Below are 21,325 nucleotides of genomic sequence, written 5' to 3' on the forward strand. Positions count from 1 at the left end.
CCTTCAGAACGGGTAGTGGCGCGGCGTGGTCTGCACCGTGAGCCAGCGCAGCTCCGTGAAGGCCTCCACCCCCGCGCGCCCGCCGAAGCGGCCGTAGCCCGAGGCCTTCACGCCGCCGAAGGGCATCTGCGCCTCGTCGTGCACCGTGGGGCCGTTGACATGGCAGATGCCGGCCTCGATGCGCTGCGCCACGTTCCACGCGCGCGCCACGTCGCGGCCGAACACCGCTGACGACAGGCCGAACTCGTTGTCGTTGGCAATGGTCACGGCTTCCTCCACGCCATTCACGCGCACGACGGCCTTCACCGGCGCGAAGGATTCCTCGCGGTAGATCTCCATCGCGGGCGTCACGTGGTCGAGCACGGTGGCGGGCATCAGCGTGTTCTCGGCCTTGCCGCCGCACACCAGCTTCGCGCCCTTGGCCAGCGCGTCGTCGATGAGCGCGTTGCAGCGCTTCACCGTGCTCATGTCGACCACCGAGCCGAGCACGACAGGGCCTTCGCGCGGATCGCCCAGCGGCAGCGCCTGCGCGCGAGCCGCGAACTTCGAGACGAACTCGTCGGCCACCGCGCTGTCGACCACGATGCGCTCGGTCGACATGCAGATCTGGCCCGAGTTGGCGAAGGAGCCGAAGATGGCGGCATTCACTGCCGCGTCGATGTCGGCGTCGTCCAGCACCACGAAGGGCGCCTTGCCGCCGAGTTCGAGCACGGCGGGCTTGAGGTACTTCGCGCAGGTCTGCGCGATCAGCCGGCCCACGCGCGTGGAGCCCGTGAAGTTGACGCGCCGCACTGCCGGGTGGGCCACCATCGCCTCGACCACCGCGCCGGCATCGGCAGGCGCGTTGGTCACGAAGTTGACGACGCCCCTGGGCAGGCCGGCCTCGATCAGCGATTCGATGATGAGCGCGTGCGTCTGCGGGCACAGCTCCGAGCCCTTCAGCACCACCGTGTTGCCGCAGGCCAGCGGCGTGGCGATGGCGCGCGTGGCGAGGATCACTGGCGCGTTCCACGGCGCGATGCCGATCACCACGCCCGCCGCCTGTCGCACGCCCATGGCGAGGCTGCCGGGCACGTCCGAAGGAATCACCTCGCCCGCGATCTGCGTGGTGAGCGATGCGGCCTCGGTGAGGATGCCGGCCGCCAGATGCACGTTGAAGCCGGCCCACAGGGCCGAGGCGCCGGTCTCGCGCGCCATCGCCTGCACGAAGGCGTCGGCGCGCGCCTCCAGCGCGTGCGCGGCCTTCAGCAGCGCGGCGCGGCGCTCGTTGGGGCCGGTGGTCGACCAGGCGGCGAAGGCACGGTGCGCGGCCTCGACCGCGGCAACCGCGTCGGCCGGCGTGGCGGCCGGCGCGCGCGTGGCGATGCCGCCGTCCAGCGGGTTGCGGCGCTCGAAGGTCGCGCCGCCGGTGGCCGCGCGGCGCTCGCCGTCGATGAGCATGGAGATGTCGGTCATGGGGTGTCCTTTGCAAACAAGGGAAGGAAGAAGGGGGAGGAAGGAAAGAGGGCGGATCAGGCGACGCCCAGGTAGGCCTGTCGCACCGCGTCGGAATTCAGCAGCGCCTGCGCCTCGCCCGAGGCCACGACGCGGCCGCGTTCGAGCACATAGCCGCGGTCGGCGGCCTGCAGCGCCTTGCGCACGTTCTGCTCGACCATCAGCACCGTCACGCCCTGCGAGGCGATGCGGCGCACGATGGAAAGCAGTTCGTCGACCATGCGCGGCGCGAGGCCCAGCGATGGTTCGTCGAGCATCAGAAGGCGCGGCCCGCTCATCATGGCGCGCGCCACCGCCACCATCTGCTGCTCGCCGCCGCTCATGGTGCCGGCGAGCTGCGCGGCGCGTTCCTTCAGGCGCGGAAAGTCCTCGAAGGCGCGCGCGAGCCGCTCGGCGCGCAGCCGCGCCGGAATGAGCCAGCCGCCGAGCTCGAGGTTTTCGGTGACCGTCATCTGCGGAAACAGCTGGCGCCCCTCGGCCACCAGCGCGAGGCCGCGCCGCACGCAGGCCGTGGCGTCGGCCGATGGCAGCGCCGCGCCGTCGAGCAGCACCTCGCCGGCTCGAGGCAGCAGTCCGGCCAGTGCCTTCAGCAGCGTGGTCTTGCCCGCTCCGTTCGGGCCCAGCACGACTGTCACGCCGGGCCGCACGTCCAGGCTCATGTCCTGGATCACCTGGAAGCCGTGATAGCCGGCCGACAGCCCGCGCACGCTCATGTGGCTGTTGTTCTGTGCGCTCATGCCGTCGCCTCCATCTCGTCGCCGAGATAGGCCTCGACCACCTCCGCGTTGCGCACCACCTCCGCCGGCGTGCCGTCGGCGATCTTGCGGCCTTGGTGCAGCACCAGCACGCGCTCGACGTACTTCAGCAGCGTGGCCACCGCGTGCTCGATCCACACGACAGTGAGTCCGTGCTCGTCGCGCAGCCGACGGATGCGCCGCGCCATCGCGTCGACCTCGGCTTCTGTCAGGCCCGCCGCCACCTCGTCGAGCAGCAGCACGCGCGGCCGGGTGCCGAGCGCCATGCCGATCTCCAGCAGCCGCTGCTGCGATGGCGTGATGTCGGCGGCGATGTTCCGCGCCAGGCCACCGAGGCCCAGCATGTCGAGGATCTCCCCCGTGTTGCCCAGCCCGGCGATGGGCTCGCGGTGTCGGCCCGCGAACTGCATGCCGAAGCGCACGTTGTCTTCGAGCGTCATGCCGGCCATCACGCGAGGCGTCTGGAAGGTGCGCGCGATGCCGTGGGCCGCGTACAGGTGCGGACCGCGGCGCGTGAGGTCGATGCCGTTCTCGACCAGCAGCGTGCCCGAGGTGGGCATGACCACGCCCGAGATCGCATTGAAGAAGGTCGTCTTGCCCGCGCCGTTCGGTCCGATGATGCCGACGATTTCGCCCGCATGAAGCGTGGCGCTGACCGCATCCACTGCAGTGAGGCCGCCGAAGCGCACTGTGAGCTCGCGGGCTTCCAGCAGGAGTTGTTGCTGCCGATTGCTCATGGCCTTGCCTCCGTTGCCTTGCGCCGCCACAGCGACGCAAGGCCGTTGGGCAGGTACATCACGCACAGGATCAGCAGCAGCCCCAGCACCATCATGTAGCCGTAGGGCAGCTGCAGCCGCAGCGTTTCCGATAGCAGGCTGAACACGATGGCGGCAGCCACCGGCCCGCCGATGCTGGCTGCGCCGCCGATCATCGCGATCAGCACCGTCTGGAAGCCGATGAAGGGGCTGAACACTGCGGGTGGATCGATGTAGGTCCAGCGCACCGCCATGGCCGCGCCGACCGCGCCGGCGAAGGCTGCGGTGAGCGCGAAGCCCATCACCTTCACGCGGCGTGTGTCCACGCCCAGCGTCTGTGCGCGCTGCTCGTCGGCGCCGATGCCCGAGAGCGCGAGGCCGAAGCGGCTGCGCTTGACCAGCAGGGCCGTGGCGATGGCGGCGCCCGCGATTGCCAGCACCGTGAGGTACACCGTCTCGTTCGAAGGCACCACGGTCAACACGCGTCCGACCGTGCCCGACACCTGCTTCTCGACGAAGGTCACGGCATGTCGGATCAGCTCCGTCATGCCGAAGGTCAGCACCGCGAAGTAGGTGCCGCGCAAGTGCAGCACCGCCGCGCCCATCAGCACCGCCACCGCGCTCGCGATGGCCGCGCCGCTCAGGATGACCAAGGGCCAGGGCAGCACCTCGAGCAGCGTCGCGCTCGCATACGCGCCAAGTCCGAAGAAGGCCGAGGTGGCGAGCGACAGGTAGCGCGTGGCGCCGCAGAACAGCGACCAGCTCGTGGCCAGCGCGATGTACATCAGGCAGCCGAGCGCCACCGAGGCCACGAACTCGCTCGCGACCCACGGCACGGCGGCCGCCAGCGTGAGGCCGATGCACAGCACCCACCAGGGCCTCATTGTCGAAGTGGAGGAAATCATTTTCTGGAGAACAGTCCGTTGGGCCGCCAGATCAGCACACCGATGAACACGGCGTACGACAGCAGCATCTTGAGCGAGGGGCTGGTGAAGTGCATGCCCAGCGCTTCCACCACGCCCAGCAGCAGGCCGCCGACGAGGCTGCCCGCGATGCTGCCGAAGCCGCCGAGGGTGATGACGATCAGCGCCGTCACCGTGTAGGGCTCGCCCATCGAGGGAGAGATTTCATAGGTCATCGAAAGCAGCGAACCCGCCACGCCCGACAGGCCCAGGCCGATGCCGAACATCAGCGGATGCAGCCGCTTCGTGTTGATGCCCACGAGCTGCGCGCCGGTGGGCGACTGCATCAGCGCGCGCACCGCCTTGCCCAGCAGCGTGAGCTTGAGCAGCGCGATGAGCACCAGGCTCAGCGCCAGCGCCACGCCGAACAGCACCAGCTTGTTGGCGGTGAAGCGCATCTCGCCCACCTGCACCGGGTCGGCCAGGTAGTCGTAGCCGCGCAGGTCGCCGCCCCACACGAGAAGGGCGGTGTTCTGCACCAGGAACATCAGGCCGAAGCCCACCATCAGGCTGCGCGCCTCGAACACGTCGACGTTCGGTGCGCGCGCCGCCACCTGGCGGAAGCACAGCCAGTGCACCGCCATGCCCAGAGCCATCAGCAGCAGGAAGGCAATGGGCATGAAGAGCAGCGGCGACACGCCCAGCGCCGTGTGCGCCCACCACGTCGCGAAGGCGCCCAGCATCAGGAACTCGCCGTGCGAGATGTTCATGATGCGCATCAGGCCGTACTGCAGGTTCAGCCCGATGGCCACCAGCGCGTAGATGCCGCCCGTGATCAGTCCGCCGGCAAGAAGCTCGGCCCATCCAGAGAAAGACACGTCGTTATTTCCAGGCCGGTTTCGGCATCAGCTGCGCGGTGGCGCGGTCTTTGGGCCAGACGACTTCGAAGTCGCTGCCCTGCCATTGCGACACCGTGCCTGGAATGGATGCGTTCTCGCTGCCCTCGAAACGGATCGGGCCGAGGATGGTCTTGAACTCGGTCTTGGCGATGTGTTCGCGCAGCGCCTTGCGGTCCAGGCCGATCTTCTCCACCGCCTGCTGCAGGATCTGCAGGCCCGCCCATGCATGGCCGCTGGCCCAGCGGTCGGGCTCCTTGCCGAACTTCTTGGTGTGAGCGTCGAAGTAGGCCTTGGCCTCGGGGCTGGTCTTGCCGTTCCACGAGCCCATGCCGATCACGCCCTCCGTGTTGGCGGCCATCACGTTCTTGTAGAGCTGGAAGGCCGTGCCCACCGAGGCGTAGAAGTACTTGGGGTTGAAGCCCACTTCGCGCGCCTGCCGGCTCGCGAGGATGGTGTCGGGCGGGTAGGTGATGCCGATGAAGGCGTCGGGGTTCAGGTCCTTGATGGTGCGCAGCACCGGCGCGAGGTCTTTCACGCCCAGCGGGTAGCTCTTGCGCTCCACCACCTGGATGCTGGTCTTCTTCAGCGCGTTGTTCAGCGCCGCGAAGTTCTCCAGGCCGAACAGGTCGTCCATGTAGACGATGGCAATGGTCTTCACGTTGTTCGCCACCAGCATGTCGACCAGCGCGCCCATCATCTTGTCGGGCTGCTGCAGCAGCGAGAAGAAGAAGGGCAGGCGCATGTCGATCAGCTTGCGCGAGAGCGCGGTGGGCGCCAGCAGCGGATAGCCGAAGCGGTTGGCCAGCGGCGCGACCGCGAAGTTGGCGCCGGAGCCCCAGGGCGGCAGCACCAGGTCGACCTTGTCGCTGCCCATGAGCTTCTCGAAGGTGCGCACGCAGGTCTCGGTCTCGCTGCGGTCGTCGTAGCCGATCAGCTCGATGGGACGCTTCGCGCCCTTCACCGAAAGCCCGCCCGTCGCGTTGACCTGCTCGGCCCACAGCAGGTAGTTGGGCTCCTGGCTCACCTGCGCGCCGGCGGCCCACGGGCCGGTGCGCGCGATGGCGTAGCCGATCTTCACGGGGCCGCCCGTGCTGTTCTGTGCGAACAGTTGCGGCGCGACGGCGGCCGCGCCCAGGGCGGTGGCGGTGCCCTTGATCCAGTGGCGGCGATTGGGTCCAAGCATTGAGGTCTCCTCCGGGCGTCGGTATGCGCCCGCTGCCTGGGATCGTAGAAATCGGGGGCTTCGGGTGCTGTGCCGGCCGTGCACAAAGCACTTGTCGCTGCGTGCAGGCGCCTAGTGGTTAACCCGCAATCCCTTGCGCCCTGAAGGCGCTTCACAATGCGCGGCAACCCGGCTTCGTGCTGAAATCTTTCGTTCTCGTCGTTCCGACCCGTCCCTGTCTTCGTCGCCCAGCCTGCATGACCGCCTCATTGCTCCTGTCCACCGACCAGATCCCGCCCAAGGAGCGCGGGCCGCTGTGGTGCGAATGGGTGTGGCGCCACTTCGGCGGCCTGAGCTCCGACCTGTACGACGACAGCGAATTCGACGGCCACCTCGCGGCATCGCACGCGGGCGACGTGATCCTCACGCGGCTGGAGGCCAACCGCCACCGCGTGCTGCGCACCACGCAGATGGCGCGAATGAGTGAGGCCCCGTACCTGAAGATCGTCGCGCCCTGGCAGGGCTCGGCCGAGGTCACGCAGCGCGGCCGCGCCGCCGCCGTGCGCTCGGGCGGATGGACGCTCTACGACACCACCGCCGACTACACCGTGGCCAACCCCGAGCGCAGCGACCACCTGATCGTGATGCTGCCCAAGGACCAGATTGCATCGCCCGCGCTGCCGCTCAACGACCTGGTGGCGCGCCGCATCGGCGGCGGCAGCGGCATCTCTCGCGTGGCGCTGGAGACCATGCGCAACACGTATCTCGAGCTGCCTTTCATGAGCGAAGCGGCGGCGCGAGGTGCCGGCGAGCTGCTGATACAGCTTGTGCGCCTTTCGTTGATGGAACTGGCGGGGCAGGAGACGCCGCAGACGCAGCGCGAAGCATTGAAGGACCGCATCCGCCGCCACGTCGCGCAGAACCTGCACGACCCTTCGCTATCGATAGACAGCATGGCGCTGGCCCTGCGTTGCAGCAAGCGCCTGCTGCACAGCGCCTTCGCCGACGACGACGAGACGCTCAACGGCTACATCCAGCACCAGCGGCTGGCCGCGAGCATCCGTGAGCTGCTCGATCCGGCCAACGCGGCGAGGTCGATCACCGACATCGCGCTGGCTTCGGGCTTCGGCAATCTCTCGCACTTCAGCCGCGTGTTCCGCGAGCACACGGGCGGCAGCCCGAGCGAGTTCAGGCGGCAGGCGGCGTTGCGCTGACCGACGCGAATACTGCGTCAGCGGTAGCGCAGAAAGGCGGCAACTCGGGCCGCTGCAAATCAAATTTTTGGGTCGATATCATCCCGGGCGGGCGCATCGAAGCAAGCCTGCAGGTTGAGGAACTTGCATGTTCCGGTGCACCCGCATCAACAACGAGAAATTAATTTCCGGGAGGCCGTATGGCAATTCAAATTGACACGGATGGAATGATCATTCACGCGAAAGTCCGCAATGCGCGCAGCCCTGCGATCGAACGCGGTAGACGTACGAGCACGATCACAGGCATCGTCGTGCACCAGACCGATGCGGACACTTCAGCGTCCTCGCTGAACAGCTACACGCGCCCAAAGGCCAATGGCGCGCACTTTCTTGTCGACACCGATGGAACTATTTACCAGACCGCCGCGATCTACCAGCGCACGAACCATGTCGGGCCGCTGAAGGCGAGGTGCCTGATCACCGGGAAGTGCTCTCCGCGAGACTATCCTGCGGGAGTGAACGCGGTGGATCCGATGCATCGCATCGAGATGCGCAGGGCGCCTGGCGACCGGTATCCAGGCAACATGGAGGCCATTGGCATCGAGATGGTGGGCAGAGCCAGGCTACCAGCGGGGTTTCAGGTGCCACGAAACAACAAACTCTCCATGGACGAACTGAGAGGAAGGTACGGTGTATATGACACGCCGACCGCTGCCCAGAACCAGGCACTCTCGTGGCTTGTCAAGGCGCTAGAGGACTCCATGCAGATCGCACCGAGCGAGATATTTCGACATCCAGAAGCCAGCAGAAAAAATACGACCGAGGCACAAGGTGCGAATTGGAATCTGGTGGTCCCGACGCCATGAGAAAAGTCATCGTTCTTGCGGTAACTCTGGCTACCGCAGCTATGGCCCTGTCGGTTCACGCGGCAGACAAGCGCTATCCGGCAGCCTTCGTAAAGTCGATCAAGATCGACAACCCGTCGGGGAAAACAGCGTGGGAGAACAAGGATTTTCTGGATTGTCAGGATGTTGTCTTGACCGTCGAAGATGTGTTCTATGCGCTACGTCATATGCGGAGGGTCTCAAAGAGGTCGTATCTCGTGCCGCAGGCGCAAGAAACCGGATGCGAGGGCAGTGCGCTCGTCACCTTCAAGAACGGAAAGATCCTCGCTATCGGCATCGAGCCCACGGGGAGAATCAGTACCGCGGAGTTGAACGAAGCGCTTGGGCCCACGACCGACCCCGGAAGCTACTACGAGTGCGAACCTTGCAACGATCGCAAGATGGCAATGCTCAAAGATGCTCTGAATCGGGCAGATGAACGGCGCCTGAGGCGACTGGAGGCAGAAGGTCAGATTCCGCCAGGTCAGGCGGAATCACGACTTAAGGCTCTGCGGGAAAGCCGCGAGCCCAAGCCACCCTCCAGGAACTGAAATCCATACGGTTGAACACGCTGCATCCGGCGGCACGTGATCAAGAAGACCGTGGGGTCCTGCTTTCTGGCTGCACCGCGTCATCCACGCTCCACGGCGCGTACACCTCGGCATGCAGGTCGGGCGAATTCACCTTCGCGAGCAGGTCGCGCACGTCGTCCTTCACGCGCGCCAGCGAGAGGCGAAGGCCTCGCACGCGCACGTAGGCAGCGAAGTCGCACAACGCCTCGATGCTGGTCGCGTCGAGGTCGGGCGACTCTTCCAGGCTTAGCACCATGCGCTGCAACCCTGGTGTGGCGTCGATGCGCGTGCGGATCGACGCGAACACCGCATCCGCATTGCCGAAGAAGAGCGGCACCTCGGGCCGCGCGATCAGCACGCCCGGCGGCACCACCGCCTCGGGGTGCCGTGCGATGTCGACGAAATCGTGGCTCTGGCCCAGCCGCCCGAGCCAGCTCACGGTGGTGCGCGAGAAGCCGCGCAGCAGCAACAGCAGGCTCACGCCGATGGCCGCCAGCAGGCCGTCGAGCACGCCCAGCACCAGCACCGCCGCGACAGCTACCAGGGCGACGAGCCGGTCGCGACGCCACTCGAAGTAGGGCCGCAGGGCCGCCGGGTTGAGCGTGTGGCTCACCGCGTGGATCACGATGGCTGCCAGCAGCGGCTCGGGCGTGTGCGCGATCCACCGCAGCAGCGTGAGCACCGCCAGCAGCACCACCAGCCCCGCCACGATGCCGGCCGCGCGGCTCCTCGCGCCCGCGGATTCATTGGCCGACGTGGCCGAGTAGCCCGCGCCCACCGGCATGCCCTGGAAGAGCGCCGACAGCAGGTTCGCGCCACCCAGCGCCAGCAGGTCACGGTTGGCCGACACGTTGTCGCCGTGGCGCATGGCGAAGGTGCGGATCGAGCCGTACGACTCGGCATAGAGGATCAACGCCATCGCGAAGGCCAGTCCGCCGAGGGTCTGCCACTGCGCGCGGTCGAGCTGCGGCACGGTCGGGTGCGAGAAGTCGAGCGAGATAGGCCCCACAGCCGCCACGCCCCAGGCCTGGCACAGGCCGTTCACGTCGAGCACGATGCCGGCCACGATCACCAGCAGCGCGGCCGGCACCGCGCGCCAGCGCGCAAGTACGCGCAGCAGCACGAGCGCGATGAGCGCCATCACCGCGCCCGCGATGTTCCAGTGCCGCCATTCGGCCGCAAGCCCGGCGACGAGTCTGAAGAAATCGCTGTGCGCCGGATGCACAGCCAGCACCTTCGGCAGCTGCTTGACGACGATGGTGAGCGCCAACCCCAGCGCGAAGCCGCGCAGCACCGGCTTGGCGATCAGGCTCGACACCGCGCCCAGCCGCGCGATGCCGGCGATGACGAAGAACACTCCCGCCAGCAGAACGATGCCCATGCCCATCGCGAGCCGCGTGGCGGTGTCCGCACCCGTCACCGACATGGTGGCCGCGAACAGCACCGCGGCGGAAGAAGAGGTGGCGGAAACGATTGCGAAGCGGCTGCTGCCGAAGAGACCGTAGACCAGCAGGCCCGCGAAGAGTGCGATCACGCCCGCTTGGGGCGGCAGCCCCGCGATGCCCGAATACGCCACCGCCTCGGGCAACAGCAGGCCCGCGATGGAAACACCCGCCACGATGTCGGCGAAGCCGGGTCGGCGGGCGTTGGCAGTCGGTGTCGGCGAGGTTTCGGCGGCCATGGCAGGCAGGCAAGTGTGCGGTTGCCGCACGATGCTGGCAATGGCTCGCGGACCGGAAGCTGACTCCGCGCAACAGGGCATACTCGCGCGCGCCCGGAAAACCCATATTTCAACGACAAGCAAGGACCCCATGTCAGGACACGGCTTTCACGTGCACGGCCCGCACGACCACGAACTCGAACACGCAACGAACGGCGGCCACGGCCATTCGGAATCTTCAGGAGACCACGATCATTCCGGCGGCATGAGCAGCACGAGCAAGATCGCGATGTGCACCGCGGTCATCGCCACCTTCGGCGCCATCTTCGCGTACATGGGCGGCGCCACGCAGGCCAACGCCGGCATCTACAAGAACAACGCCGCCATCAAGAAGACCGAGGCGTCGAATCAATGGAATTACTTCCAGTCGAAGAGCACCAAGCAGGCCCTCGCCGAGTTCGCACGCGACACCGCGACCGACGACGCACGCAAGCAGGGCTGGCAGGCCAAGGTGACGCGCTACGAGCAGGAGAAGACGGAGATCCAGACCGAGGCGAAAAAGCTGGAGGCGGAAGCGAGCAAGTGGGATGCGCAGTCGGATGAGCAGATGCATCAGCACCATCGGTGGGCTCAGGCTACTACTGTGTTGCAGGTTTCCATTGCGTTGGCGGCTATTGCTCTACTGACCAAGAACAAGTGGTTGGAGAGGGCGATGTTTGGGGTGGCTGTGGCGGGGTTGGCTGTGGGGGGGTTGGCGGCGGTGCACGTTTAAGTACAGTCGCGAAGGGAGGCGGATCGCGCATGCGTAGTGCCTTCTACGCAGTTCACCTTAACGTGCCGTCAAGCTGTAGTTTTCTGTACTCAGACTTTCAGCGACGTTGCGATGGCTGATTCTGGGTGTGCGGTGTAGCAATGCTCGTCACCTAGAAGGTGATTTGTCCGTTCGAGGCATGCCGACTGTTGCTGGCTACAGAGTGTCAGCCATGCCTGCTTAGACACGTAAACGAGAAAACATGAGGGGGAGTGCGATGAGTCAGTTGGGATACCTGAATTTGCTCGCTTCGCTCTGGAGGCTTCTACGGAGTGTTCGCAATCAGCATTCGCTTCGTATGAGTGCTGTGCTGCTGACGTTGTGTTTTGCCAATCCGGGCGGAGCAACGATTTGGTCAACGTCCGTTCCCAAGTGGGCAGGGACCTCTCCAACAAGTCACTATGCGAGTGATACGTTCCGCTATACCAGGGAGGAGGGGTGTGCGGATACCCTGGCGCTCTATCAAGAATACTATCGAGCACTTGCAACTGTCAGCAGTTCCGGTCCTCCAATGGGCGAACCCGGTTCTTCGTACTGTCCATTGCATTACGTTTGGAAGAATGGGACTACTTCAGAGGGAGCAGGCGGCTTGCGAATCGCCTACGACAAGCTGTGTCCTGCCAACAGTACGCTTACAGGCAGCGGAAATTGCTTATGTAGCCGAAACTTTCAGGAAGACTCAACCAATTCTTTCTGCCTTCGCCCTGAGCAGCCGCCTAGGGAAGGTCTGATCAAGTCCACGGATGGCCGCTCTGAACGTTGAACACGCACGCTGAAGGAGGACCAACGATGAGCCAGATCAGTTTTTCGGATGCCGAGCATGCAGGCAAGAGGAAGAAGACGCGCCGGGAAGTCTTCCTTGCCGAGATGGAACTGGTCGTGCCTTGGAAGGCGCTACTCAAAGTCATCGAACCACACTACCCGGTGGCGGGGCGAGGACGCCGACCGTATCCGCTCGAAGCGATGCTTCGTGTGCACTTGATGCAGAACTGGTTCGCGTTGAGCGATCCGGCGATGGAGGAAGCCCTGTACGAGATCACCTCGCTGCGCACGTTCGCAGGCCTGGGCATGGAGTCGATTCCCGATGAGACGACGATCCTGAACTTCCGCCACTTGCTGGAGGCCAGCGATCTGGCGGAGGACATCTTCAAGCAGGTCAACGCCCACCTGGCCAGGAAGGGGCTGCTTCTGAAGAGAGGCTCCATCGTGGACGCCACGATCATCGCGGCGCCCAGTTCGACAAAGAACGAGAGCGGCGAGCGAGATCCGGAGATGCACCAGACGAAGAAGGGCAACCAGTGGCACTTCGGGATGAAGGCGCACATCGGCGTGGACGCGGACTCGGGGCTGGTGCACACGGTGACGACCACGGCCGCCAACGAGGCAGACGTGGAGCAGGTGAGCGACCTGCTGCACGGCAAGGAGAGCGAGGTGTGGGCAGACTCGGGCTATCGCGGAGCACAGAGTCGGGTGAAGCGCAGCGTGCAGTGGCACATTGCAGGCAGGCCCAGCGACATGGCGAAGATGCCCGAGGGCCGAGCCAAAGCCAGAGCGCGCAAGCAGGAATACCAGAAGGCCAGCATCCGGGCAAAGGTGGAGCATCCGTTCCGGGTGATCAAGCGGCAGTTCGGCTTGGCGAAGGTGAGGTTCAGGGGGCTGGCCAAGAACACGGCGCATGTGATCACGCTGTTTGCACTGTCGAACCTGTGGATGGCCAGGAAGAAACTGATCGCGATGCTGGGACAGGTGCGTCTGCAGACGGCATGAAGGGCCGCAGGGCCTCTCAAACGCATGGGATGCTCGGTGAGACGAGCCTGTGAGCGCAACGACCAAATACGCGCGCTCGCCATCAAGCCAATTTACGACTTGATCAGACCTTCCCTAGATGCCAGCGTCCACCGGACGGCGCTGGTACCACCAACCCGATCCTTCCTGCAACTGCAGAGAAGTACCGCTCTGAAACCGACTGGTCCGACTTCGGTCCCGGAACTTTGTCCTTCACGCGCACCTACCGCAGCGATTGGGCGGGCGATTCGGCACGGATCGGTAGTTCTCTCGGCCAAGTTTGGTCGCACAACTTCAGTACCAAGCTGGTCGCCACGCCCAGCGCTTCGCTCTCTAACGTGGCCATCACCAACGGTGAAGGCTACATGCGCACCTTCGGTAAGGCCGCAGGCGCCGCTGTTTGGAGCGCTGGCAACGGCGTCGATACGCTAGTTCAACTCTCCTCTGGCGCCTGGATCTACTCCCGTGCCGATGACAACGTGACGCTGAGCTTCGACAGCACCGGCAAGCTGCAGACCGAGACGGATCGCAACGGCTGGGTCACCGCGTATGCCTACAACGGTGCGGGTCAACTGGCATCCGTTACGAACAACTTTGGCCGTTCTCTCGCGTTGACGTACAACAGTGTCGGCCAACTGACCACTGTCACGACGCCGGATGCTCGTGTCATCGCTTACGCCTATGACGGCTCAGGGCGCTTGGCGTCTGTCCTCTATCCCGATGGCAAGGGCCGCAACTTCGTCTACGAGAACGCCTCGTTCCCGCAGGCGCTGACAGGCATCTTCGATGAAGCCGGTGTTCGCTGGGGCACATTCGCCTACGACAACACGGGTCGTGCGGTCAGCACCCAGCTCGCAGGCTCCGCTGACAACTATCAGGTCAGCTATCCCTCCACAGGCTCCGCCACGGTGATCGATCCCTTGGGTACGAGCCGCAACTACAGCTATGGCACGACGAAGGGCAAGCTCGCCGTCACCGGAGGTTCACTGCCTTCTGGCGAAGGCAAGAGCGATGCTGCAAGCCGTGTGCAGGACGCCAATGGTCTGATCACCTCGGAGACCGATTTCAAGGGCTCGGTGACCACGACGACGTGGGATGTCGCGCGCCGCCTGCCCACGACGGTGGTGTCAGCCTCCGGCACCCCCGATGCCCGCACGGTGACGACGCAATGGCACGCAACCTTCTCGCTGCCCGTGCTGATCACCGAGCCCGGCCGCACCACCGCCTACACCTACGACGCCCTCGGCAATGTCCTGACCCGCACGGTCACGGACACGGTTACCAACAAGGCCCAACTCTGGCAGTGGACCTACAACGCTTCGCAACTGGTCGATACCGCCACCGAGCCCAACGGCGCGGTGACGAGCTACACCTACGACACCCGAGGCAACGTCCTCACCTCGACCAACGCCCTGGGCCACGTCACTCAGTATGGCTACGACCTCGCCAACCGCGTCGTCAGCAGCACCGCCCCCAACGGCCTGGTCACCACCTACACCTACGACCAGCGCGACCGCCTGCTGACCCAGAGCACCGGCGGCCAGACCTCGGTTCTCACCTACAAGCCCTACGGCACGGTCGAGACGGTGTCCTTGCCCTCAGGCCTCGTCCTGACCTACGCCTACGACGCCGCCCACCGCCTGACCGGCTGGAGCAACAACCGAGGCGAGAGCGGCACCTACACCCTCGACGGCATGGGCAACCGCACCGCCGAGCAGATCAAGGACAGTGCCGGCAACGTCGCCTGGAGCGTGGCGCGAACCATCAACAACATCAACCGCCTCTCGGGCAGGACCGAAGGCGCGAACCAGAGCAGCACCTTCGGCTACGACGCCAACGGCGAGCTGACCAGTTCGACCAACGGCCTGAACCAGAGCACCAACTACGGCCTGGACAGCCTGCGCCGCGTCAAGAGCGTCACCGACGCAGCCAACGCCAGCGCCACCCTGAAGTACAACGCCCTGGACGCCGTCACCGAGGCCAAGGACTTCAAGGGCGTGGTGACCGCCTATGGCCGCGATGCCCAAGGCAATGCCACCACCGAGAGCAGCGCCGATACAGGCGGCTCCAGCACCCAGTACGACAACCTCGGCCTGCCCAGCCAGATCACCGATGCCCTGGGCCAGGCGACAAGCATCACCCGGGACGCCCTGGGCCGCCCCACCGGCCTGGTCTTCGCTGACGGCAAGACCACCACCCTGCGCTACGACCTCACGGCCAACAGCAAGGGGTATCTGTCGGAGATCATCGACCGCAGCGGCACCACCGAGTACACCCGCGATGCCCTCGGCCGCATCACGCTCAAGAAGCAGACCCTCGCAACAGGCACGAGTACGGGCAGCGTCCAGCAGGTCAGCTATGCCTACAACCCCAACGGCACCTTGGCGAGCATCGGCTATCCCAACGGCGGCACGCTCAGCCACGTCTACGACGCCACGGGCCGCCTCACGGGCCTGAACTGGAACGGCACCCCGCTGGTCAGCGGCATCGCCTGGAACCCGCTGGGCCAGCCCACCGCATGGACCTGGGCCTTCACTACCGGCAGCCCGCAGCTCACGGCCAGCCGCAGCTACGACACCGCAGGCCGGCTCACGAGCACCGAGTTCAGCAGCTACGGCTATGACGCCGCAGGCCGCATCACGAGCCTCACGCAGAACCTGAACCTGCCCGGCGACACCGATCCGACCCACAGCACCATCGCCAATGCGAACGTGACCTGGAGCGTGGGCTACAACAGTGTGGGTCGCATCACCAGCTTCAACGCCACGGGCAACACAGCAGGCTTCGGCTACGACGCCAACGGCAACCGATCCAGCAGCACCCGGGTGCTGAACGGCCAGACGACGAGCCGCACCTACACGGTGGGCGCCAGCAGCAACCAGCTCACGGGCTTCACCCAGAGCATCAACGGAGCGAGCAACACCAGCGTCACCTACGGCTACAACGCCAACGGCGACCTCTTGACCGATGGCCTGCGCAGCTACACCTACGATGCCGAAGGCAGGCTGGCGGCTGCGACCACCGGAGCTACGGATGTCAGCCCGACCACGCGCTACGCGCACAACGCGCTGGGGCAGCGGGTGTTCAAGACGGAGCCGTTGTACCCACCGAGCCAGGGCGACGAGGCTGACCCGGGCTTCATGGCCAGCCTGATCGCGTTCTTCACGAAGCTCTGGAGCCCAACCAACAACCAGGCCGAGCAGCTGGGCTACGCCTACGTCTACGACGAGCAGGGCACGCTGATCGCAGAGGTGGGCAGCGGGGGCACGGCCAGTGCGGGACAGGGCCAGTACATCTATCTGCCGACCGCCAACGGGCCGATGCCGATTGCGGCGGTGATCAACGGAACCGCCTACGCCGTCCACAGCGATCACCTGAACACCCCGCGCAAGCTCACCAACACCGATGGCCAGGCTGTCTGGCAGTGGGGCTACAGCGCCTTCGGCGAGGACAAGCCCACCACGGCAAGAAACCGGTTCGCCAACACGGAGACAACACCGAACCCGGGCACGGCCAACATCGCCGAGGTGAAGTTCAACCTGAGGTATCCAGGGCAGTATGCGGATGAGGAAAGTGGTCTGTTCTACAACTACTTCCGCAGCTATGACAGCCGGACGGGTCGCTACAGCCAGCCGGACCCCATTGGACTGGATGGAGGATGGAATCGGTTTGGGTACGTCGATGCCAATCCTGTCAGCTACGCGGACCCTACAGGACTCGATCTTCTTACGGTAACGGGGGGGCGCCGGGAAAGCACGAATCCATTTGGACACACCGCGCTGGGGGTTACCGGTGCGGGGATGTACAGCTATGGCAACAACACCCCTCTCGGAAGTTCGCCGTTGGAGTACCTAGAAGGTCAAAGCAAGTTTCGAGATCAGCAGGTGACAATCATTCCTCGAACTCCCTTCCAAGATCGGGGCGCGCTCGACAACTTGGCGGGCAACGGCTGCAGGAACTGTGTTGGCCTGCTTGACAACTGTGCAGTGCGCACGGATTCTGCATTGCGTGCCGCTGGTGTGCCGACGAACATGTCGCCATTTCCAGGCGGCGTAGCACGCGACGCCATGCGTGCTCCAGGTGCCGAAAGCTTCTACATTCCTAAGGGTGGCCCGATACCTTCAAGACTCCTTGATCGGCTGCAACAGTTCAACCCGCCCAACGTGCCATGAGTCCGAAGCTTTCGTTGAGGAGCACGCCGAAAACCGTCTATCGGTGGACGTTGCTTGTATGGGGCCTCTCAGTTGCTGTACACCTTATTTGGTATGCGATTGAGCGTAGTTCTTTGCAAACTGACGAGGTCTATTCAAGTGGACTTCTTTTTCAGGCGGCAGGTTTTGCGTTCTTCCGCCTTCCGTATTGGATTGCTGGCCTCGTTGCAGTCTTAATCTTGGAGTTCGCAGTCGTAGGACGAAAAAGTCGTTGATCCAGGGAAAATCTGTCACCGTCCGACAACCTAGGAGCGGATGGTGCCAGCCAGTTCGAGTTCTTTTCAAATTTGCCTAGTCTCCTCGACTGTCTGCACAATGAAGTTCAGGACCCCACGCCGCAGGAATCCATTCGATAACCCGGTGGCAGCGTTCCTGGTTCACGTGACAGCCGTGTGCATCTCATGCGCTGCAGGCTATTTCTCGCTGCGAGAAGCAACGTGGCTGCCGCTCATTGTGGGAGCAGGGGCCACTACGCTCATGGAAGCCGCGTGGCTTTATTTCCGGCTGAGGCGGTAGGAACTGCTGTCGCTGCTGCGGCCGGTCACGCTGCATCTTCCGAGGTGACCCGAGCCGGAATCCGTCGATGGGTGTCTGGGATCGCGCTGGATTGGGGGCGGTGACCCCGCACAAGCGGGGAACTCGTTGATCCAATGCAACGAGGTGGACTTCAGCAGAATGAGGCTTGGGATTCTTGCGAAGTCATGTTCAGGCACTTCACTTAATTGGACTCGTATCAAGGGACTGGCCGAATCGAGCAACGCATTCTGTGTATCGTCCAATCTCTGCGCCAGTTGGGATTAGCGAGGCGGCAGGTCCTTCCACGAGTTGAGTTCTGCCGTCCTCAAGTACGTCCGCGCTTAGTAGGATGTGTTTGTCGGTGTTCAAGTTAATCCTGTAGCCATTAGCTCGGCGTGTCTGATACACCGTTGCATTGACATAGCGCTGTTCGGCCGTGAATCCGTCTTGCACGCATTCCACGAACTGCAGGACTCGGCCTTCTTGAATTTGACCCGCTGCTCTGAACTTGAATCGATATTCTTCTTCACCGCGAAGTGCTGGAGCTACGCATCCGGCCAAATAAACGGCAGATGCTAGTAGGAACAAAGTCTTTCGTTGCAAATCATTTCTCCTCTAATTGCTCGGACAAGCAACAAGCTCGGCCGATCTCTTGTAGTCGGGGGCAATCCTAACCAATGGAAGCGCGAGAGAGGAGGAATCGGGGGTCAGACCCCCGCCAATTCTGCTGGGCGTCTGGGCGCGACAACAGGTCTTCAGCATCACTTCAGCACAGGAGCCTAGGATGGCTCGATGGCCGTCTACGCCGCACTGCTGTTCGTATTGGCCTGCACCGCTGTCGCAGGCTTCCAGGCAGCACTCGTGCTGGGAATGCCATGGGGCGAGCTCACCTGCTGCGGCAGGTGGCCTGGCCGATTGCCTCTCCGTGTTCGAGTCGTGCCCTTGCTCTCGATTCTGCTGCTGGGTTTATCCAGTTTGGTCATCTTGGCTCGAGTTCGGTGGGCTTTGCCGGAACTCCATGCGGAGTCACACGTTGGCGCATGGATCGTCGTCGGCTACTGCGTACTGGGCTGTGTAGCCAACGCCCTGACGCCGAGCGGGCGCGAGCGGCGTCTGTGGTTGCCAGTGGTCAGCTGCATGCTTGTCGTCAGCCTGATCGCGGCATCGAAGTGAAGAGCGGCGGTGACACAGAGAAGGCCTTCATCGCGTACCGCTTTCGCTCAAGGCAGCACGCAACGACTGAAGCGCGGTGTCAGCCGTTTCGATCCGCCGCTTCAGCTCCTCATTGACCACTCGCACCAGCGCTCCGAGTTCGGTGCGAGTCGGATAGATTTCTTCCGTATCGTTCACGCTCTGTGAAACGATGAGTTTTTCCAAACCTGCATACGCACGCTGCAGCTCATGTAGGTTGTCGATGTCATCGCTTGCCTGCAATACGAGCGATTCAATGCTGGTGGTTTCGGAAGATCCGGAAAATGAAGAGACGTGCGCGGACGACGCGCGAGCAGTTGCAGCCATGAAAGGCCTCCAAGGGTTTCGGTTTGCTGAAGCCGACGTATCCGAGGCCAATCGAAGGCGGCGGCTCGACGGGTTGGCCTACCGGGAAACCACTTGCGTGAAACCGGCCGGGCTCGCGCCCGCCCATCGAGCCGCCAAAAAATGGAGGCACGAAAGACGAAGCCGCAGACCCTGCGGGGTGACTACGGCTTGCGTCGCAGTGATTTCAGTGGGAGGCCAATCCCGATCACGCTTGTTCTTGACGTGACGGGCGGAGTATAGCCACGCAACAAATCAGTCTGATGCGTGCTCAGCCACGCACAACCCGCGCATGCGCGATACGCGAAGCCCCAGCCGGCCGCAGGCCATTGAGCCCCTTCGGGTCATAGCGTGCAACGGCCTTGTGCCCATCGAGGTCTTCCAGCAGCTGCAGTCCGGTGCCCCGCAGCGTCGCTTCCGCCTTTGCAGGATCGAACCCGGAGAGGAACGCTTCACCCGCAGCCGCCACTTCCTCGCGCAATTTGCGAAAGGCCTCGTTGCTCGCGTACGCGCGGCAATGTCACGCAGCGCCGCTAGGTCCTTCGTCAGGTGCCCGCATGCCCGCAGGCACGAAATGGTCGTGCGCTACCGACCAGCTTCACCGATCAAGCTGCGCCCGCGCAAGCCTTCCCAACCGCCGCACACCGGCATCGATCCGCTCCGTCCACGAATGCCCCGCACTCAGCCGCAGGCAGTTGCGAAAGCGCCGGCTTGCAGAGAACACATCGCCAGGCGCAAAGCAGATGCCGTGCTCCAGCGCTTCCTCGAACAGCGCGCGCGAATCGAATTGCTTCGGGAGCTCGAGCCAGAGCATGAAGCCGCCGGCAGGCCTGCTCACTTTGGTCTCAGGCGGAAAGCTGGCCTCTATCGCGCGCACCATGCGCGTAAGGTTTTCTTCGAGAACGCGCCGGACCCGGCGCAGGTGGATGTCATAGGCGTTGCTCGCCAGAAACTCCGCTACCGCGACCTGCGGCAGGACCGGGCTGCAAAGACTGAATGCCAGCTTGCGTGCCAGCACCTGCTGCGAATAGGCACCCGGCACGATCCAGCCGACGCGGTATCCCGGCGCGAGGCTCTTCGAGAAGGAGCTGCAGTAGATGACCTTGCCCGCACCTTGAGCGAGCGCGATGAAGGGCTTGGGCCGGTCGCGGCCGAAGTGGATGTCGCCGTAGACGTCGTCTTCGATCAGGGGAATGGAATGCTCCGACAGCAGCCCGAGCAGCGAGCGCTTGTCGGCTTCGGCCATCGCCGACCCCAGCGGATTGTTGAAGCTCGAAGACAGCACACATGCTGCCACCGGCTCTTTGCCCAGCAGCCGTGCCAGTGCCGCGATGTCGACGCCGCGGGCCGGGTCCGTCGGCAGTTCCAGTGCCTTCAGGCCCAGAACCTCGAGGGTGTGCAGAAGCCCGAAATAGGTGGGCGACTCGACGGCTATCGTGTCGCCCGGTTTGGCCACGGCGCTGAGTGCGAGCGTCAGCGCTTCGGTGCAGCCGCTGGTGATGAGCACGTCTTCCGGCGAAAGCGCATGCCCCATGCGCATCGACCGTTTCGCGATCTCGCGGCGCAAACCGGGCTCGCCGCGCGGCGGGCTGTAGACGTTGTGGCGCGAGCCGTGCTGGCGCGCCAGGCGTGCGAGGGTGAAGTCGAGCCGCTTCGACTGCAGCAGGCCCACGTCGGGCACGGCGCATCCGAGCGGAACGAGCGACATGTTCGAGGCATGCTCGAGCAGGGTCGCGACAACGCCGCTGATCGAAACGGTCGATGCCTTCGCGCGAGGCCTTGAAGTGGAGGGCAATGCGAATGCAGCATGGCGCGCATTCGATACGTAGAAGCCCGACTGAGGCCTTGCGACAAGAATCCCCTGGTCTTCGAGCATGCGATAGGCCTGCAGCGCGGTCGCGATGCTGATCCGGTGCTGCTCGCTGATGGCACGCACGGACGGAACGCGCATTCCCGCGGAAAGCGTGCCCTTGTCGATCATGTCGACGACGAGGTCGGCCAGCTGTTCGTATCGGTAGGGGGCGTGCACGTCCATGGTTGCGTTCAGCGTGATGACGAGCGCGATTGTCGATCGCAGGGGTGCGGATCGACAAGCAAACTGTGATGGTCGAAAAAGCGCAAAACTGTGGCTGTTGCGGTTGCTCTTCGCTCTATACGATTCTTCCGTTCCAGCATTGACAACGGATTCGA

17 protein-coding genes and 1 pseudogene are annotated in these 21,325 nt (G+C 64.3%); 8 read left to right on the forward strand and 10 right to left on the reverse strand.

Features of this window, described 5'->3' with window-relative positions; translation table 11 throughout:
* Window positions 1–3 precede the first annotated feature (3 nt).
* The 6 genes from ABL840_RS08410 to ABL840_RS08435 are packed head-to-tail and all read right to left on the reverse strand — an operon-like array spanning window position 4 to window position 5,988.
* Window positions 4–1,455 carry an aldehyde dehydrogenase gene (locus tag ABL840_RS08410; RefSeq protein WP_093299876.1) on the reverse strand — a complete coding sequence of 484 codons (1,452 nt, stop codon included), beginning with the start codon at window positions 1,453–1,455 and terminating at the stop codon, window positions 4–6.
* 56 nt (window positions 1,456–1,511) lie between these two features.
* Window positions 1,512–2,231: an ABC transporter ATP-binding protein gene (locus ABL840_RS08415; protein ID WP_093299878.1), complete on the reverse strand. Its 720-nt coding sequence runs from the start codon at window positions 2,229–2,231 to the stop codon at window positions 1,512–1,514.
* A complete protein-coding gene (locus tag ABL840_RS08420) occupies window positions 2,228–2,986 on the reverse strand; it encodes an ABC transporter ATP-binding protein (RefSeq protein ID WP_093299879.1) in 759 nt (252 codons plus the stop codon). Before ABL840_RS08420 ends, ABL840_RS08415 begins: the two co-directional genes overlap by 4 nt.
* Entirely contained in the window at window positions 2,983–3,888 is a 906-nt protein-coding gene (locus ABL840_RS08425) for a branched-chain amino acid ABC transporter permease (RefSeq protein ID WP_093299881.1), read from the reverse strand. The genes ABL840_RS08420 and ABL840_RS08425 overlap by 4 nt, the downstream gene beginning before the upstream one ends.
* Window positions 3,889–3,905: 17 nt before the next feature.
* A complete protein-coding gene (locus tag ABL840_RS08430; protein WP_093196254.1) occupies window positions 3,906–4,784 on the reverse strand; it encodes a branched-chain amino acid ABC transporter permease in 879 nt (292 codons plus the stop codon).
* A gap of 4 nt (window positions 4,785–4,788) precedes the next feature.
* Window positions 4,789–5,988, reverse strand: a complete 1,200-nt coding sequence (locus ABL840_RS08435; protein WP_093299882.1) for an amino acid ABC transporter substrate-binding protein — start codon at window positions 5,986–5,988, stop codon at window positions 4,789–4,791.
* A gap of 236 nt (window positions 5,989–6,224) precedes the next feature.
* Between ABL840_RS08435 and ABL840_RS08440 the strand changes: the two genes are divergently transcribed.
* From ABL840_RS08440 to ABL840_RS08450, 3 genes are all read left to right on the forward strand, one after another.
* The gene (locus tag ABL840_RS08440; RefSeq protein ID WP_093299884.1) at window positions 6,225–7,181 is read left to right on the forward strand and encodes a helix-turn-helix domain-containing protein; all 957 of its coding nucleotides are present in this window, start codon (window positions 6,225–6,227) and stop codon (window positions 7,179–7,181) included.
* 179 nt (window positions 7,182–7,360) lie between these two features.
* Window positions 7,361–8,026 carry an N-acetylmuramoyl-L-alanine amidase gene (locus tag ABL840_RS08445; RefSeq protein WP_093299885.1) on the forward strand — a complete coding sequence of 222 codons (666 nt, stop codon included), beginning with the start codon at window positions 7,361–7,363 and terminating at the stop codon, window positions 8,024–8,026.
* Window positions 8,023–8,595 (forward strand): hypothetical protein, encoded by a 573-nt coding sequence (locus ABL840_RS08450; RefSeq protein WP_093299887.1) that lies wholly within the window; start codon window positions 8,023–8,025, stop codon window positions 8,593–8,595. The genes ABL840_RS08445 and ABL840_RS08450 overlap by 4 nt, the downstream gene beginning before the upstream one ends.
* 40 nt (window positions 8,596–8,635) lie before the next feature.
* On the opposite strand, the gene ABL840_RS08455 is transcribed toward ABL840_RS08450, so the two are convergent.
* A complete protein-coding gene (locus ABL840_RS08455; RefSeq protein WP_176947392.1) occupies window positions 8,636–10,297 on the reverse strand; it encodes a SulP family inorganic anion transporter in 1,662 nt (553 codons plus the stop codon).
* A 130-nt stretch (window positions 10,298–10,427) separates the two neighbouring features.
* Between ABL840_RS08455 and ABL840_RS08460 the strand changes: the two genes are divergently transcribed.
* The 5 genes and pseudogenes from ABL840_RS08460 to ABL840_RS08480 all read left to right on the forward strand — a co-directional run bounded on the left by ABL840_RS08460 (window position 10,428) and on the right by ABL840_RS08480 (window position 18,772).
* On the forward strand, window positions 10,428–11,048 hold the full coding sequence (locus tag ABL840_RS08460; protein ID WP_093299888.1) for a DUF4337 domain-containing protein: 621 nt from the start codon (window positions 10,428–10,430) through the stop codon (window positions 11,046–11,048).
* Between the two features lie 828 nt (window positions 11,049–11,876).
* The gene (locus ABL840_RS08465) at window positions 11,877–12,854 is read left to right on the forward strand and encodes an IS5 family transposase (RefSeq protein ID WP_418115967.1); all 978 of its coding nucleotides are present in this window, start codon (window positions 11,877–11,879) and stop codon (window positions 12,852–12,854) included.
* A 158-nt stretch (window positions 12,855–13,012) separates the two neighbouring features.
* A pseudogene (locus ABL840_RS08470) lies at window positions 13,013–13,177 on the forward strand (DUF6531 domain-containing protein); the annotation flags it as partial.
* Between the two features lie 393 nt (window positions 13,178–13,570).
* Window positions 13,571–17,044, forward strand: a complete 3,474-nt coding sequence (locus ABL840_RS08475) for an RHS repeat-associated core domain-containing protein (protein ID WP_418116228.1) — start codon at window positions 13,571–13,573, stop codon at window positions 17,042–17,044.
* 1,347 nt (window positions 17,045–18,391) lie between these two features.
* Window positions 18,392–18,772 carry a hypothetical protein gene (locus tag ABL840_RS08480; protein WP_093306078.1) on the forward strand — a complete coding sequence of 127 codons (381 nt, stop codon included), beginning with the start codon at window positions 18,392–18,394 and terminating at the stop codon, window positions 18,770–18,772.
* Between the two features lie 27 nt (window positions 18,773–18,799).
* Here ABL840_RS08480 and ABL840_RS08485 read toward each other — a convergent pair whose 3' ends face one another.
* The 3 genes from ABL840_RS08485 to ABL840_RS08495 all read right to left on the reverse strand — a co-directional run bounded on the left by ABL840_RS08485 (window position 18,800) and on the right by ABL840_RS08495 (window position 21,116).
* Window positions 18,800–19,117: a hypothetical protein gene (locus tag ABL840_RS08485; protein WP_418116229.1), complete on the reverse strand. Its 318-nt coding sequence runs from the start codon at window positions 19,115–19,117 to the stop codon at window positions 18,800–18,802.
* A 289-nt stretch (window positions 19,118–19,406) separates the two neighbouring features.
* Entirely contained in the window at window positions 19,407–19,616 is a 210-nt protein-coding gene (locus tag ABL840_RS08490) for a hypothetical protein (protein ID WP_143042990.1), read from the reverse strand.
* Window positions 19,617–19,733: 117 nt separating this feature from the next.
* Window positions 19,734–21,116: a PLP-dependent aminotransferase family protein gene (locus ABL840_RS08495; RefSeq protein ID WP_418116230.1), complete on the reverse strand. Its 1,383-nt coding sequence runs from the start codon at window positions 21,114–21,116 to the stop codon at window positions 19,734–19,736.
* Between the last annotated feature and the right edge of the window lie 209 nt (window positions 21,117–21,325).

Origin of the sequence: Variovorax sp. NFACC27 (genome assembly GCF_048301545.1) — a bacterium.
Classification (GTDB): domain Bacteria; phylum Pseudomonadota; class Gammaproteobacteria; order Burkholderiales; family Burkholderiaceae_C; genus Variovorax; species Variovorax gossypii.

What these genes read in the sequence shown, in the direction of transcription:
- ABL840_RS08435 (WP_093299882.1), bottom strand. Translation starts at nt 5,988, where the DNA reads ATGCTTGGACCCAATCGCCGCCACTGGATCAAGGGCACCGCCACCGCC.
- ABL840_RS08455 (WP_176947392.1), bottom strand. Translation starts at nt 10,297, where the DNA reads ATGGCCGCCGAAACCTCGCCGACACCGACTGCCAACGCCCGCCGACCC.
- ABL840_RS08450 (WP_093299887.1), top strand. Translation starts at nt 8,023, where the DNA reads ATGAGAAAAGTCATCGTTCTTGCGGTAACTCTGGCTACCGCAGCTATG.
- ABL840_RS08485 (WP_418116229.1), bottom strand. Translation starts at nt 19,117, where the DNA reads ATGGCTGCAACTGCTCGCGCGTCGTCCGCGCACGTCTCTTCATTTTCC.
- ABL840_RS08495 (WP_418116230.1), bottom strand. Translation starts at nt 21,116, where the DNA reads ATGATCGACAAGGGCACGCTTTCCGCGGGAATGCGCGTTCCGTCCGTG.
- ABL840_RS08440 (WP_093299884.1), top strand. Translation starts at nt 6,225, where the DNA reads ATGACCGCCTCATTGCTCCTGTCCACCGACCAGATCCCGCCCAAGGAG.
- ABL840_RS08415 (WP_093299878.1), bottom strand. Translation starts at nt 2,231, where the DNA reads ATGAGCGCACAGAACAACAGCCACATGAGCGTGCGCGGGCTGTCGGCC.
- ABL840_RS08465 (WP_418115967.1), top strand. Translation starts at nt 11,877, where the DNA reads ATGAGCCAGATCAGTTTTTCGGATGCCGAGCATGCAGGCAAGAGGAAG.
- ABL840_RS08410 (WP_093299876.1), bottom strand. Translation starts at nt 1,455, where the DNA reads ATGACCGACATCTCCATGCTCATCGACGGCGAGCGCCGCGCGGCCACC.
- ABL840_RS08445 (WP_093299885.1), top strand. Translation starts at nt 7,361, where the DNA reads ATGGCAATTCAAATTGACACGGATGGAATGATCATTCACGCGAAAGTC.
- ABL840_RS08480 (WP_093306078.1), top strand. Translation starts at nt 18,392, where the DNA reads ATGGCCGTCTACGCCGCACTGCTGTTCGTATTGGCCTGCACCGCTGTC.
- ABL840_RS08420 (WP_093299879.1), bottom strand. Translation starts at nt 2,986, where the DNA reads ATGAGCAATCGGCAGCAACAACTCCTGCTGGAAGCCCGCGAGCTCACA.
- ABL840_RS08460 (WP_093299888.1), top strand. Translation starts at nt 10,428, where the DNA reads ATGTCAGGACACGGCTTTCACGTGCACGGCCCGCACGACCACGAACTC.
- ABL840_RS08425 (WP_093299881.1), bottom strand. Translation starts at nt 3,888, where the DNA reads ATGAGGCCCTGGTGGGTGCTGTGCATCGGCCTCACGCTGGCGGCCGCC.